Raw genomic sequence first — 14,978 nt, forward strand, 5'->3', positions numbered from 1 at the left:
AGAAGTTTATCGCGCAAGGTCCTTTTGCCTGAGAGTTTCCGGGGCGGTTGCTCCTTCGGCGCTGGCGCTAGGCCAGTCTCTCCCTCTGCGCGATAAAAACCGTGACATCATTGCGTTTTCAAGTCAATCACGGTTGTAGAGTCTGCGCGGGCCAAATGGCCCGTTTTATGCGTCTGCCTTGGGCAGATGTTTGGCAATATAGGGCGGCAGATTGAAAGAGCCCACGTGAATTTCCGGCGTCCAGTACTGGGTGTTGCCCAGAATTCCGGCGTCCTGCGCGAGGGTGCGCACGGTGTTCACATCCTGCCCCACGGGGCTTTTGCCCTTGGAGGCAATACCCAGCGTCATGAAGCCGCCCACATAGGTGGGCACTGCCGCCACGTAGGCAGACACATGCGGGAAGAACTTGGCCCGGCGCTCGCTGGTTTCATGCAGTTCATCCGCCTGCATGAAGGGCACGCCGCACTGGTTCACAATCAGGCCTTCCGCCGTAAGGATACGGGCGCAATGCTGATAGAAGGAATCCGTAAACAGGACTTCACCCACGCCAATGGGGTCCGTGCTGTCTACAATGATCACATCGAAGGAAGCATCAGCCGCCTTTGCCACGTAATCAATGCCATCACCCACAATCACTTCCGCGCGCGGGTTGGTCCAGGCATCTCCGGCAATGCCGGGCAGGTGTTGTTTTGAAAGTTCAATGACCGCGCCGTCAATTTCCACCATCACGGCTTTTTCCACGCCGGGATGTTCCAGCACGCGGCGCAGCACACCGCCATCACCCGCGCCAATAATCAGCACATTGCGCGCAGCGCCGTGGGTGAACAACGGAACATGGGTGAGCATTTCCTGATAAACGAACTCATCCCGCTCCGTGATCTGCACCACGCCATCCAGCAGAAGCACGCGGCCGTGGGACTCGCTCTCAAAGACCACAATGTCCTGAAACGGGCTTTTGGTACGGGCCAGTTCCTTTGTGACGCGGAAGCGCTGGCCCCAGTTGTCATAAAGGGTTTCTTCAATCCACTGCTCAGTCATGTCTCTTTATCCCAAACAAAGAAAAGGGCCAGAACGCGGCCTGTTACGGCGTTATTCTGGCCCCCTCAAACACACCATCAAAGACGGAAACGGACCTTAGATGGCCACGCGCCCACGGCGTTGCTCATCCACTTCCAGCCGCTTTGCCTGGAACAGGCGCTGCATGACCGGAATGGCAAGGTGCGGATCACATGCACCGCACATGAAGATATCCACGGCCGCAAAATTGCGTTCTGGCCATGTGTGGATGGAAATATGGCTTTCCGCCAGCACAACCACGCCAGACACGCCGCCATTGGGCGTGAAGTGGTGGAAGTGGCTGTGCAGGATGGTTGCTCCCGCAGCCACGGCAGCCTCACACAATGTCCGGTCTATTTTTTCCGGATCATCCAGATTTGTGGCGTCCCACAGATCGACCAGCAGGTGTGTGCCTGCAAATTTCTCGCCGTCTTTTTCGACGAAGTAATCCTTACGATCATCGTCAGACGAGACCGGAACAGAAGATGCCTGGTTATTGCTCGGGAGTTCCGAGACCATCCCCAGTTGAGCAAGTGCGTTCATTGACGTACCCCCAAACCAGTAGACAGCCTGTTGGGCGAAATCGCCCCCTTGGGCCAAGAGCGGGTGTAACTACGGCCTATAGCCCCGCATGACAAGCATTATCTTGCATAAAAAACAGGTTTTTTCACACTGCCCGAAAACGAAGTGAAGGAAATCAATGTGATGCGGCGCTGCGGGGCATCTGCCGTAACAGAAGTGTAAACAACGCATCACGCTCGCGCCCCAGCGTACGGCCCGCCAGCCAGTCTTTCAGCCGGTGCAGGGTTTCCCAGTCCCGCGCGGCGGCGGCATCGGTCGCCAGCCGGAAAGCAAGGGCCCGTTGCGCCTCTGTCAGCGCCCCATCCTGCGGCAGACCACGGCTGGCCAGACGCCCCACCACCAGCACGGCATCCGCCCAGCGGTGGTCCGCCTCATAAAGCTGGCCGCGCAGATCCAGCCCTGCGTCCGATTCGTCATGCGCCAGCAGGGTCTGCGCCTTTTCCGTCTCTCCACGTGCCTGCGCCACGCGGGCGGCATCATACGCTTTGCGGGCCGCCAGATCATCCGGCATGAGCGGGGAGACCGCGTGATCCAGAGCCATCTGCGCCAGGGCCAGTTGATGCGCCTGCATGGCGGCCTGAGCCAACAGTTCTTCTCCCTCCGCCCGTGCCTGTGGGTCTGCCTGCATGGCAATGGCCTGACTGAAGGCCGTCGCGGCGGTATCTGCATGACCAGCCTCCAGCAGCAGGCGACCATACCCCAGCAGCAGCTTGGCTTTCTCCGCCCCATCAGGCACATGCGGCAGCCCCTGCGCCACCAGCGCGGTACGCTGTGTGACCGAGAGTTCTTCCTCGCTGCCGGGCGGCAGGCCGAGGGAGGCGGACGCACCGCTGAACACCAGCCGATACAAAGCGGCCCGATAGGCCTCCGCCAGCACGTCCTCTGGCACATCCGCGCTAGGTTGAAGCCCTTCCAGCACGCTCAGCGCCACTTTGGGCTCACCATTGCGGATGAGGGCGTGCGCAAGCCCCACGGCAGTAAGCGTGCGGATGTCAGCAGGCGCGGGTGAAGCCCCGTTCTCGCCTTTCAGCAGTTTGCGGTACACGTCCGCCGCCATATCCGGCGCAATCAGATCCGCATCTTGCATCAGCCGCACAATTTCCGTGCGGGCAATGGCGGCGCGCTGAGCATCGTCCGATGCTGTCAGATTTTCCAGTGCAACGCGGGCTGTTTCCGTTTTTCCCTCCCGCGCCTGTAGCAGCGCGCGGGGAAGATCATACGCGGGGCCATCGGGCAGTGGCTCCATCATCCTGACCGTGGCGGGGGTGCCATAGCGGGCGATGTAAAGCGCCATGGCTGGCGCAATCCGGTCCCGTAGCGGGGCGGGATAATGCTGCGCCTGCGCAAACCCTGCCGCCAGCAGAATGGCGGTGCGCTGGCTGTTCTGCCAGGCATACAGACCATACAGCCCCTGCCACAAATGGAACTCCGACAGGCTGATCCACTCCGGCGCGGCCAGTGCCTGTGCGCCTTTCAGGTTGCCCGCAAGGAGAGCTGACGCCGCACGCAGCGCTATTTCCGGCCGCTGGGTAGAAGGTGCACCAGCACTGGCTGATCCCGAATCCGGTGTGGTTTCTGGCATATCGGCCAGCAGCGTGGCGGCTTTCTGAAACGCTCCAGACGCAAAAGCCGCCTGCGCAGCGGCAAAAGTCGCCGCTTTTTTCTGCCGGGGCGACGCCTTGGCCAACGCCGCCAGTTTTTCCTCCCGCTCCGCTGCCAGAGTGGCGGGCGATGCCTCCTGCAAGCCAAACCACTGCCAGTCCTTTTGGCGGGAGGCCTCTATCCCCTGTTCGGGCACAGGGAGGCCCACAGGCACAGGATGCAGCGAGACAGCGTACAGAACGGCCCCTTTGGCCGTGCCCTGCATCACGATCTGATCGGCATCGGCTTCCACCACCACACCTTCCAGTGTGGGCCTTACGGAATAGCCAACCGCGTGCTGCGCCTGCGCCACGCCGCCTGAGGCTGTGCGGGATGTTGCAATCAGCAGCCGCGCGCCGGTAGCGGGGTCCGGCAATTCAAACTCATGCCCAGGCTGTTGCAGCGGAAACAGCACATAACCGGGCGCAGGCTGCGCCGTAATTGTGTGCAGAGACGCAGCCCCCCCTCCCCCGCCAGAAGATGGTTTGCCCGCTTCCGCAGCCCCCGTGGACGACAACGTAGCCGTAGAAGAAGGGGGCGGAGAGGAGGAGCCTGCGGAAGCGGAAGTTGCAGGCGCAGTGGTAGTGGAAGTGGAAGTGGCAGCCGCAGTCGTAGCCGGAGCAGGAGCAGGAGCAGGAGCAGGAGCAGGAGCAGGAGCCGAAGCAGATGTAGAAGCGGCAGTCGACGCAGAAGCAGCACTGCCCCCTGCTGCGGCGGAAGGAGCCAGCGCCGTCTGCCCATCCTTTTTCTGTAAAGATGCAGGTTCCGGCGCTTGCAACTGCCAGCCTTCTTTCTGGCGCGAGAGCCGCAAGGCAGGGTGTTGCGGCAGAGGGATGCGCAACAGGGTGGCGTGATCCAGCACGGTGACTGTCAGGCCGGAAAACACACCTGTTCCGCCAGACGCACGCATCATGGCCGGCACAGGCTGGTCTGCCACCACAATAAAATCCGGGCCGGACCAGAACGCCGCAATGCCGGTTTGCGCATCAAAAGGCAGAAACAGTGCTGTCTGGGCGTTTTGCTCACCTTTCTGGCCCAGAGCATCCTGCGTGACAGCCGCTACCGGAGCCCGCTGCAGCCCATCCACGCCTTCCGCTGTGGCAGGCGCAGCCACCAACGCCTGAAGCATCAGGCAAGAAACCAAGATCCGGTCTGTTTTGTTCCGTCCCGTCACGAGGTTTCTGTTGCTCCCTGTCTGGTTTCGCCACGCCATGGATGCCGGGCAATAGCGCACACCCAGCGCCCTAGTGAGTGTGCCCTCTCTTTGCACTGATCGCCAAGGCTGACAAAGGAAAAGACAAACCGCGCAGGCTGCGGAACGCCGGGAATGGAGAGAACGTTAAAAAGCCTCATTACCGCTTTAGCCACATCAGATGGCTTTCTTGCTCTGGAGGATTCCATGAAGAAATTATCTGTTCCGGCGCTTCTTCTGCTTTTGCTGCCGCTGGGCCTTGCTGGCTGTTATTCTGGCCCGCACCGCTATCATGACAGGGATGGTTACCGCCACGGGCGGCATGACCATGGGTATTACAATGATTACCGCGGCCGCCCACCCGGCTCGCGCTACTAAACCTCGGGCTTTTCAGCCCTTCTGGCGGCACACGCCGCCACACTGGCAAAACCACGCACGGCACGAACAAACCATGATAGGGTGACGCCGCCAGCAGATTTCTGGCGCATTTACTGCCCTCTTAACCCCGTGCGTGGATTTTATGCTGGACCGCATTACAAGCATGCAGGTTTTTGTAAAGGTTGTAGCCACCGGCAATTTTACGGCTGCCGGGCGAGCGCTTTCCCTTTCCCAAACCATGGTGACAAAGCACATCACAGCGCTTGAGCGGCAGATGGGTGTAACCCTTTTCCACCGCAGCACGCGCAAATTATCGCTGACAGAAGCCGGACGGCTGTTTCTGGAAGGATGCCAGAAAATTCTGGCTGATCTGGATGAAGTGGAGCGGACCGTAACCGCCCAGCGACGCGAACCACAGGGGCGGCTGCGGCTTAATGCCCCTGTTTCCCTTGCCATACGCTATGTTGCCCCTCTGCTGCCCGAATTTAACCGCCGACACCCATTGGTGACGGTCGAGCTGGGCCTGAATGACCGCGCAGTGGACCTAATTGAAGAAGGCTGGGACCTTACCCTGCGGATCAAGCACATGGCCCCCAGCAGCCTGCGCACGCGCAAGCTCGCGCCCATACGCTGCGTGGTGTGCGCCTCCCCCGCCTATCTGGCGCAGGCCGGCACACCGCAGCGCATTGAGGAACTGAGCCAGCACAAATGCCTGGGGTACACTTTGGGAGACCCCGGCAACCCGAGCCGCTGGAATTTCGGTGTGAAGGGAGAGCACGGGGTCTCTATTTCCGGCCCGCTCTGCGCCAACAATGGCGATGCCCTGCGTGAAGCCGCCGTTGCGGGGGAAGGGCTGATCTATCTTCCCGTTTTTGTGGTGAGCAATGAACTACGTTCCGGCCAGTTGCAGGCCATAACGCTTGATGAGCCCCTGATGGAAGCCCCGCCCCTGCACGCTGTTTACGCCCCCGGCCAGACAACCCCGTTAAAAGTAAGGGCCATGATTGATTATCTGGTGGAATGCTATGGCCCCGTTCCCCCATGGGAGCAGGATCTCCCCTAAGCCACTCCCTAGGGGCAGACAGCGCTGGCCATCCGCCACACAGTCACTCTGGTTCTGTGATGAGGCGCATGGTTTTTCCACACATTCTGCGCGTGCTGCACCACTCTCCGAGTGCAGGAATAGGGGCAGTGGGTAAATCTGTGGATAACGGGTACAGATTGCGCAACCCGATTCGGAGGTGAATCAGAAAAAGGCAATAAAAAAAACAGGTTATACGAATCCGGAGTCGAGTCCCGGTTTCTGTGGAAACTCTGCTTTAGAGCCCGTATCTTGTGGGGAAGAATGGTGAGCCGGGAGGGACTCGAACCCTCGACCATTCGATTAAAAGTCGAATGCTCTACCAACTGAGCTACCGGCTCACACCATCTTGCAGAATAGCAGCACTCGGTTTGAAACAGGGTGCGCCCTCTGTTGGGACGCTGTCTAGACGGATCATTCCCCCCGTGTCAAGCGATGACATGCTTTTTCAAGCCCATAACGCGCAAAAGGGTTCCTGAAAACACCAATACCCCTTCTTGATGGCAGGCCCGGTCTCCCGAAATATCGCCCCCAACAAAAAAACGCGGCCCGTTGCGGGGCCGCGCTTCCTGTCTGGATAAATTCTGAAACAATCAGGCAGTTTCAGAAGAAGCCGGACGCATTTTGATAATCCGGTCGGGCTCACGCACCATGCCGGACGCGCCGCCACCGCGCTTGATTTTGTCGATGTTTTCCATGCCTTCAATCACGTCACCCACAATGGTGTACTGACCATCCAGATGCGGAGACGGTTCAAACATGATGAAGAACTGGCTGTTAGCGCTGTTGGGGTCAGACGTACGCGCCATGCCCAGCGTGCCGCGCAGGAACTTGGCGTCCCGCGTGAATTCCGCCTTCAGGTCCGGCAGCGGGCTGCCACCTGTGCCTGTGCCCGTGGGGTCACCGGCCTGTGCCATGAAGCCTTCAATTACACGATGGAAGGGAACGTTATCGTAAAACCCTTCAGCAGAAAGGGTGCGGATACGCTCGGCAGCCAGCGGTGCGATATCGGGACGCAGGCGGATGACCACGCGGCCTGCGGGCACATCCATGTAGATCAGGTCGTTTTTGTCTGTCTCGGTAGACATAGAGAATTCTCCTTAACTCTTTCCGGCAACCGGCGCCAACGCACCTGTTACCCCGCAGCCCGCGCCTTTAGCCGGGCGAGCAGACGTTCCTGTGTATATGGGGTGACAAACTCGGAAACGGCACCACCATAACCGGCAATTTCCTTCACAAGGCGGGAGGAAATGAACTGCGTGCGCTCGGACGCCATCAGAAACACGGTTTCTATGGTGGCATCCAGCCGCCGGTTTACGCCGGACATCTGGATTTCATAATCAAAATCCGTCAGCACCCGCAGGCCGCGAAAAATAAGCGTAGCATCATGCGCACGCACCGCTTCCACCAGCAGGGAGTTGAAGGGCGTTACCTTCAACTCGCCGCCTGTGCGCTCCGCTATGGCGGGAAGCTCATGCTCCACACACTCCACGCGCTCCGCCAGCGGCATGAGCGGGTTTTTGGCGGGGTTTTCCGCCACCCCGATCACCAGACGGTCCACCAACCGGGCGGCCCGTTCAATCACGTCCAGGTGCCCGGTGGTGACGGGATCAAACGTCCCGGCATAAAAGCCAATGCGCCGGGCAGGGCGCACGCCTGTGATCACGCGCCTTCGCCCGGTGTTTCAGCGGCGTCCTCGCCCCCTTCTTCCTCACCATCATCCATGACGGGGAACACGCTCGTCACGCGCTCATCCTCATTCAGGCGGAACAGGGTCACACCGCTGGCCTGACGCGCCATGACGCGCACCTGATCCACCGGCACACGGATAAGACGGCCAGCGTCCGTCACCAGCATGACATCCGTGCCATCCAGAACCGGCAGGGTGGCTGCAACTTCCTTGCCGCGCTTGTTGGAGGAGAAGGTCATGTTGGTAATGCCCTGCCCGCCACGACCGCTGACACGGTAATCATACGCGGAAGACCGGCGGCCAAACCCGCCATCGCTCACCACCAGCAGAATTTCTTCGGCAGCTTCAAGCTCGGCAAAGCGTTCCGGCGTCAGCAGGGTTGTGCCGGAGGAGGCTTCTTCCTCATCCGCATCCACAACTGGCGTTTCGGCATCATCCTCGGTTTCGGCGGCGTTTTCTGCACGGCGTTTGGCATTGGCCATACGCAGATAAGCAGAACGTTCTTCCACCGTGGCTTCAACATGGTTCAGCACGGCAAGGCTGATCACCTTGTCGCCATCCGCCAGCCTGATGCCGCGCACACCGGAAGACCCACGGCCTGCAAACACGCGCAATGTGTCATCCGTAATCTGGAAGCGGATGCAGCGTGCGCCACGGGTTGCCAGGAACACATCCTGCCCTTCACGGCAGGTAGCAACGCCAATCAGGCTATCGCCTTCATCCAGCTTCATGGCGATCAAGCCGGAGGAACGGATGTTGCGGAAATCACTCAAACGGTTACGGCGCACGCCACCGCTGGCGGTTGCAAACACCAGATGCAGGGATTCCCACAGTTCCTCATCCTGCGGCAGCGGCAGAACGGCGGTAATGGTGTCCGAACCCAGATCAGGCAGCAGATTGACCAGCGCACGGCCTTTAGCGGTGGGGCTGGCTTCTGGCAGACGCCAGATCTTTTCCCGATACGCCTTGCCGCCGGAGGAGAAGAACATCACCCACTGGTGCGTGTGGGCGTTGAAGGACCGCACCACAATATCATCGCCGCGGGTGCCAGCGCCGGTGCGACCACGGCCACCACGGTTCTGGGCACGGAAGACATCAAGCGGCGTGCGTTTGATGAAGCCTTCCCGCGTGATGGTAACAACCATCTGGCCGGGTTCGATCAGGCTTTCATCATCCTGATCCCCTGCGTAATCAGAAATTTCGGTAGCGCGTGGGGTCGCAATTTCCGCCCGCGCCAGTATCAGTTCATCGCGCAGCACTTCCATGCGGCGGATGTGGCTGCCAATAATTTCAAGAAGCTCGTTGATCCGGGTCGCAACTTCGGAAAGTTCCTGCTGGATCTTTTCGCGTTCAAGGCCGGTCAGGCGTTGCAGGCGCAGTTCCAGAATACCACGGGCCTGTGCTTCAGTAAGACGGACCTTGCCGTCTACAACCTGATTGCCTTCATCATGGATAAGCGCCAGCAGGGGCTCGACATCTGCGGCATCCCAGCTTGCTGCCATCAGGGATTCACGGGCAGTTGCGGCATCAGGCGCTGCGCGGATCAGGGCGATCACGGCATCAATATTGGCGACGGCAATCACCAGCCCGACCAGAATATGCCCGCGATCCCGCGCCTTGTTCAGTTCAAACCGCGCCCGGCGCAGAATGACTTCTTCACGGAAGGAAACAAAGGCGGACAGAACATCCTTCAGCCCCATCAGGCGAGGCTTGCCGCCATCCAGCGCCAGCATGTTCACGCCAAAGGACGTCTGCAACTGGGTGTAACGGTAGAGGTGGTTCAGCACCACTTCCGGCGTGGCGTCCCGCTTGATTTCAATCACCACGCGCATGCCGGACCGGTCCGATTCATCGCGGATGTCTGATATGCCTTCAATCTGCTTGTTGCGCACCAATTCGGCAATGCGCTCCTGCAGGGTGGCCTTGTTCACCTGATACGGAATTTCCGTGATCACAATGGCTTTGCGATCCTTGCGGATTTCCTCAACCTCGGCGCGGGCACGAATAATGATCGCGCCACGGCCGGTAGCAAACGCACTGCGGATGCCTGAGCGCCCCAGAATGATGCCGCCTGTGGGGAAGTCGGGTCCCGGCACATGCTCCATCAACTCTTCAAGCCCCATATCGGGTTTTTCGATAAGAGCGAGGGTTGCATCAATCACTTCCGCCGGGTTGTGGGGCGGAATGTTAGTGGCCATACCCACAGCAATGCCGGTGGCGCCATTGATAAGCAGGTTAGGGAAAGCTGCGGGCAGAACGGTCGGTTCCTGCTCGCTTTCATCATAGTTGGGCTGGAAATCAACCGTATCGCGGTCAATGTCGTTCAGCAGGAAGGTGGCAGCCTTGGCCAGCCGCGCTTCCGTATAACGCATGGCCGCCGGGCTATCCCCATCCACGGAACCAAAGTTCCCCTGCCCGTCAATCAGCTTGACGCGCATGGACCAGGACTGCGCCATACGAACCATGGCATCGTAAATGGAGGAGTCACCGTGCGGGTGGTATTTACCCATCACGTCACCCACCGCACGGGCCGATTTGCGGTAGGGTTTATCGTGCGTGAAGCCACTTTCATGCATGGCGTACAGAATACGCCGATGCACCGGCTTCAGGCCGTCTCGCACATCAGGCAGGGCACGGCTGACAATCACCGACATCGCATACGCGAGGTAGGAGGAGCGCATCTCCTCCTCAATGGTGACAGGCAGAAGGTCAGAAGGCTCCGGCGATCCCGGCTGGTCAGAAATCTCGGTCAAGGTCCATCCGTCTTGTCATGCCGCGCGCCTGAGGGAATGAGGCGCGCCTGAAAACTGTTGTGCGCCGGGCCGCTGAACCGGGCAAAACCCGGCCTGTACAGCAGTCTGGCTGTGAGTGTCTTTCTTCTAGCACACAAAGGCGAACGCACATAGGGCTACCCCCATCTCTCACGCGCCAAAGCGCGCAATGGGGCTTGTTTTGCGGCAACACAGCAGCCATCCTCCCCTTCAGGGCGTTCTTCTCGCCCCCAAGACAAGGATGACCTCCATGCGCCTTCTTCTGGCCCTGCTTTTACCGTGGCTTCAGTTCTTCACCATCGGGCGTCCCTTCGCGGGCCTGATTTGTCTGGTGTTGCAGGTAACGATCATTGGCTGGATTCCAGCAGCCATCTGGTCCGTTTACGCTCTGAGCCAGTATAAGACCGACCAGAAAATTGCCCGGATGGGAAAGTAATAAGGCCGCTGCGGTTACATTCTGGATTAGTTTAAGGTTCCTCATGACGGCCCCTGCAATTCTTGCTGCCTCATCCAGCCTCCCGTCGCAAAACGGGCTGCCTCTTTGTTAGCTAAGGAAAGCAAAAACCCCTCGCAGCAGGCACAAAAAAAGGACGCCGAAGCGCCCTTTTCTGCTGTTGTGGCCTCATAACAAAAGCCGCAACAGATGATCACTTTTGAAAAGCCTGCGGGACTTAGCGCCCGGTGAGGATCTTTTCCACCAACTGACCGACGGTTGGCACAAACCCGTTGGAATAGAACGGGTCAGTTGCAAAGCGCCATGCGTTGGTGCCGCCAAACATCAGGTTGTGATCTATGATGTCTTCCGCATCCGGACCGTTGGCATGCGCCACGGTCTGAAGCGTCTTCTGAATACAGAAGGAGCGCGGATCAGCCTTGTGCCCGTTGGTGTAATTGGGGCCGCGCTGGCTCCAATTGGAGAATTTACATTCAGACAGGCACCCCATGCAGGCCACCTGATCTGCCATGATTTCCCGCGCACGGTCTGGCGTGACAAAAATAAGCGTGGAATCCGGTGTGCGCATGGCTTCAACAAAGCCTTCTGCTTCCCACCCGCGAATACGCTCAAAATCTTCCGCCGCAACAAACACTTCACGCTTACGCGCGCCCACGCCGTAAGGCACCTGATGCGCACCCAGCGGTTCGGGAGAAAACGCAACCTGCCGTTCAGACCGGCCACGCAGTTCCTGAAGGAAGCTGTTATTGACTGCTGAAGAATAGAAACCTGTGGGGGAGAAGCGGTTGAGGTACACGTCTCCCTTTTTCAGGGTCAGCAGCCGATCTTTCCACGCCTGCGGAATGGGGCTTTCCTTGGTCAGCAACGGACGTGTGCCGAACTGAAAGACAATCGGGCCGAGTTCCGGATTATCAATCCAGTCTTCCCATTCTTCCAGCCACCACACGCCGCCCGCCATGATGATGGGCGTGTTATCCAGACCAAAAGAGCGCATGAGCTTGCGCAGAGCCGCAACCCGCGGATAGGGATCTTCCGGATTCAGCGGGTCTTCCGTGTTGGAGAGGCCGTTATGGCCGCCAGCCCGCCACGGATCTTCATACACCACGCCGCCCAGCAGATCAGACGCCTTGCTGTAGGCCCGCTTCCACAACGCATTGAAGGCGCGTGCGGAAGACACGATGGGGTAGTAGTACACCCCATACGTGGCTGCAATTTCCGAAAGGCGATACGGCATGCCCGCGCCGCAGGTCAGGCCGTGAATCAGCCCTTTTGCGCCATCAAGAACGCCGGTAATCACCCGTTCGGCAGAGCCCATTTCCCACAGGATATTGGCGTGGATACGGCCTTTGCCGCCTGCCATCTCGTGCGCGATGCGCGCCTGCGCAATCCCGCCCCGAATGGCGTAGTCTACCAGTTCTTCATGCCGTTCCCGCCGGGTGCGGCCATGATAGATCTGAGGCACGGGGTTTCCGGCCTCATCATAACTGTCCGCATTGACGATCGAGACCGTACCGGCCCCGCCCGCCGCAGCCCATGCTCCGGCTGAAGCACCTGTGGATACGGAAACGCCCTTGCCGCCTTCAACCAGCGGCAGGACATCTGCGCCCCCCATGCGAACTGCGTTGATCGCCTTCATTGCTGTCCTATCGTTCTGCTTAATCAGCGCTGCTGTGCAAAGCACCCCTTGGGGGGATGCTTATTCAGCATCCCGACGGGGAGCCCGCGCAGGCTTTGCGCCCACGGTTTCTGTGATATCGGCTCCGGTTTCCTGATCGACAACGCGCATGGACAGCTTAACTTTCCCGCGATCATCAAAGCCGATCACTTTGACCTTCACGGCATCGCCCTGCTTCACAACATCGGTGGTCTTGCCCACACGGCCCTGAGACAGTTCAGAGATGTGAACCAGCCCATCACGCGCGCCCAGGAAGTTCACGAACGCACCGAAATCAGCCGTCTTGACGACCTTGCCGTCATAAATGCGGCCCAGTTCCGGTTCAGCCACAATCCCGTTGATCCGTTCGATGGCCTTGTTGGCCTGATCGTCAGACATCGCAGCGATGGTGATCGTGCCATCATCTCCGATATCGACCTTCGCACCCGAATATTCAACGATCTCACGAATAACTTTACCGCCTGAACCAATCACATCACGGATTTTTTCGCGCGGCACGGTCAGAGTGGTGATCTTGGGGGCTGTGGAGGACACATCCGTCCGGCCTTCCGTCAGCGCCTTGCTCATTTCACCCAGAATGTGCAGGCGGCCATCACGGGCCTGACCCAGCGCAATCTTCATGATTTCCGGCGTGATGGACGTGATCTTGATGTCCATCTGCAGGGCGGTCACGCCCTGTTCGGTGCCCGCTACCTTGAAGTCCATGTCACCCAGGTGATCTTCATCACCCAGAATGTCAGACAGAACGGCAAAGTTCTTGCCTTCCTTGATCAGACCCATGGCAATGCCCGCCACCGGGCGCTTCAACGGCACACCGGCATCCATCAGTGCCAGTGAGCTACCGCACACCGTGGCCATGGAGGAAGAGCCGTTGCTTTCCGTGATTTCAGACACAACGCGCAGTGTGTACGGGAAATCCTTACGGCTGGGCAGCAGCGGGTGAATGGCGCGCCATGCCAGCTTGCCATGCCCGATTTCACGACGGCCAGGAGACCCGATACGGCCACATTCCCCAACGGAGAAGGGGGGGAAGTTGTAGTGCAGCAGGAAGTTGGTGCGATATTCGCCTTCCAGCGCGTCAATCACCTGTTCATCCTGTGCGGTGCCCAGCGTGGTGACAACCAGCGCCTGCGTTTCCCCACGGGTGAACAGGGAGGAACCGTGCGCACGCGGCAGAATGCCCACTTCAGACACGATGGGACGAACCGTTACCAGATCACGACCATCAATACGCAGGCCGGTTTTCAGCACGGCGGTACGAACCACATCGGCTTCAAGGTCTTTCAGCATCGGCTTGGCAGCGTCAACGTCCAGTTCCTCGGCGGCCAGCTTTTCAAGGATGGCTTCCTTGGCAGCGCCAATCTTTTCGTAGCGCGCCTGCTTCACCTTTTCCTTATAGGCATCAGCAATCAGCTTGCGGCCAACCTTGTCCACACGGGTGCGGAGCTTCTGTTCTTCCTTGGAGGCTTCCGGCAGATCCCACGGGGCTTTGGCAGCGTGTTCAGCAAGAGAGATGATGGCTTCAATCACCGGCTGGAAGGCTGTGTGACCAAAGGTAACGGCTTCCAGCATCACGTCTTCAGACAGTTCTGATGCTTCGGATTCCACCATCAGCACGCCTTCTTCCGTGCCAGCCACCACCAGATCAAGCGCAGCGTCCTTCATCTGCTCAAGGGTGGGGTTCAGAATGAACGCGCCATCCTTGTAGCCAACGCGGGCTGCGGCAACCGGACCAAAGAAGGGAATGCCAGACAGCGTCAGCGCTGCGGAACAGCCGATCAGCGCCGGAATGGAGGGATCATTCTCCATATCGTGCGTCAGCACCGTGGCGATAACCTGCACCTCGTTGCGGAACCCTTCGGGGAACAGCGGACGAATGGGGCGATCGATCAGGCGGGAGACCAGCGTTTCGTTTTCAGACGGACGGCCTTCACGCTTGAAGAAGCCACCGGGGATCTTGCCTGCAGCGTAGGCTTTTTCCTGATAGTTGACAGTCAGGGGGAAGAAGTCCTGACCGGCCTTGACGTTCTTGGCACCAACGGCGGTGCACAGCACAACGGTTTCACCATAGGTGACAACCACGGCGCCATCAGCCTGACGGGCGATCTTGCCGGTTTCCAGCACCAGCGGGCGACCTGCCCATTCAATTTCCTTACGATAATACTTAAAATCAATACTCATACTGTTCCAGCTTTCATTCCAGATCAAAAGCCACAGAACAGGCGGGAAAGAACCGAAGGGAGCGGACAGCGCCTCGGACGGCATGGAGACTGGCGGCTATACCACCCAGGCGCCATGTGGTCGGAAACGCCGTGGCCCGCCGGGATCAGACTCCCGCGCTCACAGCCTGTGGCGAACATGTTTAGCATCCAGCCTAACGTGCTGACATGCAAGGGGTTACGGCAAAACCGTGCCCAGAAGAGAACGCAAAGGGTGCCGCCTGACTATCAGGCAGACA

11 protein-coding genes, 1 tRNA gene and 1 riboswitch are annotated in these 14,978 nt (G+C 59.2%); of the genes, 3 read left to right on the forward strand and 9 right to left on the reverse strand.

Translation table 11 applies throughout. The features are described 5' to 3' along the window. Nucleotides 1-6: 6 nt before the first annotated feature. A riboswitch (glycine riboswitch) is annotated at nt 7-96 on the reverse strand. 69 nt (nt 97-165) lie between these two features. The 3 genes from speE to ASN_RS04685 form a co-directional block, all read right to left on the reverse strand. Then, entirely contained in the window at nt 166-1,038 is an 873-nt protein-coding gene (gene speE, locus ASN_RS04675; protein WP_058987368.1) for a polyamine aminopropyltransferase, read from the reverse strand. A 96-nt stretch (nt 1,039-1,134) separates the two neighbouring features. After that, nucleotides 1,135-1,599: an adenosylmethionine decarboxylase gene (gene speD, locus ASN_RS04680; RefSeq protein ID WP_006557687.1), complete on the reverse strand. Its 465-nt coding sequence runs from the start codon at nt 1,597-1,599 to the stop codon at nt 1,135-1,137. Between the two features lie 154 nt (nt 1,600-1,753). Further along, a complete protein-coding gene (locus tag ASN_RS04685) occupies nt 1,754-4,453 on the reverse strand; it encodes a hypothetical protein (protein WP_058987369.1) in 2,700 nt (899 codons plus the stop codon). 225 nt (nt 4,454-4,678) lie between these two features. Between ASN_RS04685 and ASN_RS04690 the strand changes: the two genes are divergently transcribed. Further along, the gene (locus ASN_RS04690; RefSeq protein WP_156479000.1) at nt 4,679-4,849 is read left to right on the forward strand and encodes a hypothetical protein; all 171 of its coding nucleotides are present in this window, start codon (nt 4,679-4,681) and stop codon (nt 4,847-4,849) included. Nucleotides 4,850-4,991: 142 nt separating this feature from the next. Next, nucleotides 4,992-5,912 carry a LysR family transcriptional regulator gene (locus ASN_RS04695; RefSeq protein ID WP_058987371.1) on the forward strand — a complete coding sequence of 307 codons (921 nt, stop codon included), beginning with the start codon at nt 4,992-4,994 and terminating at the stop codon, nt 5,910-5,912. 283 nt (nt 5,913-6,195) lie between these two features. Here ASN_RS04695 and ASN_RS04700 read toward each other — a convergent pair. From ASN_RS04700 to gyrA, 4 genes are all read right to left on the reverse strand, one after another. After that, nucleotides 6,196-6,271 (reverse strand) — tRNA-Lys (locus tag ASN_RS04700). Nucleotides 6,272-6,523: 252 nt separating this feature from the next. Beyond that, nucleotides 6,524-7,018, reverse strand: coding sequence for a peptidylprolyl isomerase (locus tag ASN_RS04705; RefSeq protein ID WP_006557681.1), 495 nt, complete (start codon nt 7,016-7,018; stop codon nt 6,524-6,526). 47 nt (nt 7,019-7,065) lie between these two features. Further along, the gene (gene coaD / locus ASN_RS04710; protein WP_006557680.1) at nt 7,066-7,596 is read right to left on the reverse strand and encodes a pantetheine-phosphate adenylyltransferase; all 531 of its coding nucleotides are present in this window, start codon (nt 7,594-7,596) and stop codon (nt 7,066-7,068) included. After that, nucleotides 7,593-10,373, reverse strand: coding sequence for a DNA gyrase subunit A (gene gyrA / locus ASN_RS04715; protein WP_058987372.1), 2,781 nt, complete (start codon nt 10,371-10,373; stop codon nt 7,593-7,595). The genes coaD and gyrA overlap by 4 nt, the downstream gene beginning before the upstream one ends. A gap of 268 nt (nt 10,374-10,641) precedes the next feature. On the opposite strand from gyrA, the gene ASN_RS04720 reads away from it, so the two are divergent. Then, nucleotides 10,642-10,827 carry a YqaE/Pmp3 family membrane protein gene (locus tag ASN_RS04720; protein ID WP_035381345.1) on the forward strand — a complete coding sequence of 62 codons (186 nt, stop codon included), beginning with the start codon at nt 10,642-10,644 and terminating at the stop codon, nt 10,825-10,827. 235 nt (nt 10,828-11,062) lie between these two features. On the opposite strand, the gene ASN_RS04725 is transcribed toward ASN_RS04720, so the two are convergent. After that, nucleotides 11,063-12,481 carry an NAD(P)H-dependent flavin oxidoreductase gene (locus ASN_RS04725; protein WP_006557677.1) on the reverse strand — a complete coding sequence of 473 codons (1,419 nt, stop codon included), beginning with the start codon at nt 12,479-12,481 and terminating at the stop codon, nt 11,063-11,065. A 60-nt stretch (nt 12,482-12,541) separates the two neighbouring features. After that, nucleotides 12,542-14,701, reverse strand: coding sequence for a polyribonucleotide nucleotidyltransferase (gene pnp / locus ASN_RS04730; protein WP_035381302.1), 2,160 nt, complete (start codon nt 14,699-14,701; stop codon nt 12,542-12,544). Nucleotides 14,702-14,978: the final 277 nt, after the last annotated feature.

It is taken from the genome of Acetobacter senegalensis, assembly GCF_001499615.1.
GTDB classification, from domain to species: Bacteria; Pseudomonadota; Alphaproteobacteria; order Acetobacterales; family Acetobacteraceae; genus Acetobacter; species Acetobacter senegalensis.

Coding starts and splice junctions, on each gene's coding strand:
- speE (WP_058987368.1), bottom strand. CDS start 1,038: ATGACTGAGCAGTGGATTGAAGAAACCCTTTATGACAACTGGGGCCAG.
- speD (WP_006557687.1), bottom strand. CDS start 1,599: ATGAACGCACTTGCTCAACTGGGGATGGTCTCGGAACTCCCGAGCAAT.
- ASN_RS04690 (WP_156479000.1), top strand. CDS start 4,679: ATGAAGAAATTATCTGTTCCGGCGCTTCTTCTGCTTTTGCTGCCGCTG.
- ASN_RS04695 (WP_058987371.1), top strand. CDS start 4,992: ATGCTGGACCGCATTACAAGCATGCAGGTTTTTGTAAAGGTTGTAGCC.
- ASN_RS04705 (WP_006557681.1), bottom strand. CDS start 7,018: ATGTCTACCGAGACAGACAAAAACGACCTGATCTACATGGATGTGCCC.
- ASN_RS04720 (WP_035381345.1), top strand. CDS start 10,642: ATGCGCCTTCTTCTGGCCCTGCTTTTACCGTGGCTTCAGTTCTTCACC.
- ASN_RS04725 (WP_006557677.1), bottom strand. CDS start 12,481: ATGAAGGCGATCAACGCAGTTCGCATGGGGGGCGCAGATGTCCTGCCG.
- pnp (WP_035381302.1), bottom strand. CDS start 14,701: ATGAGTATTGATTTTAAGTATTATCGTAAGGAAATTGAATGGGCAGGT.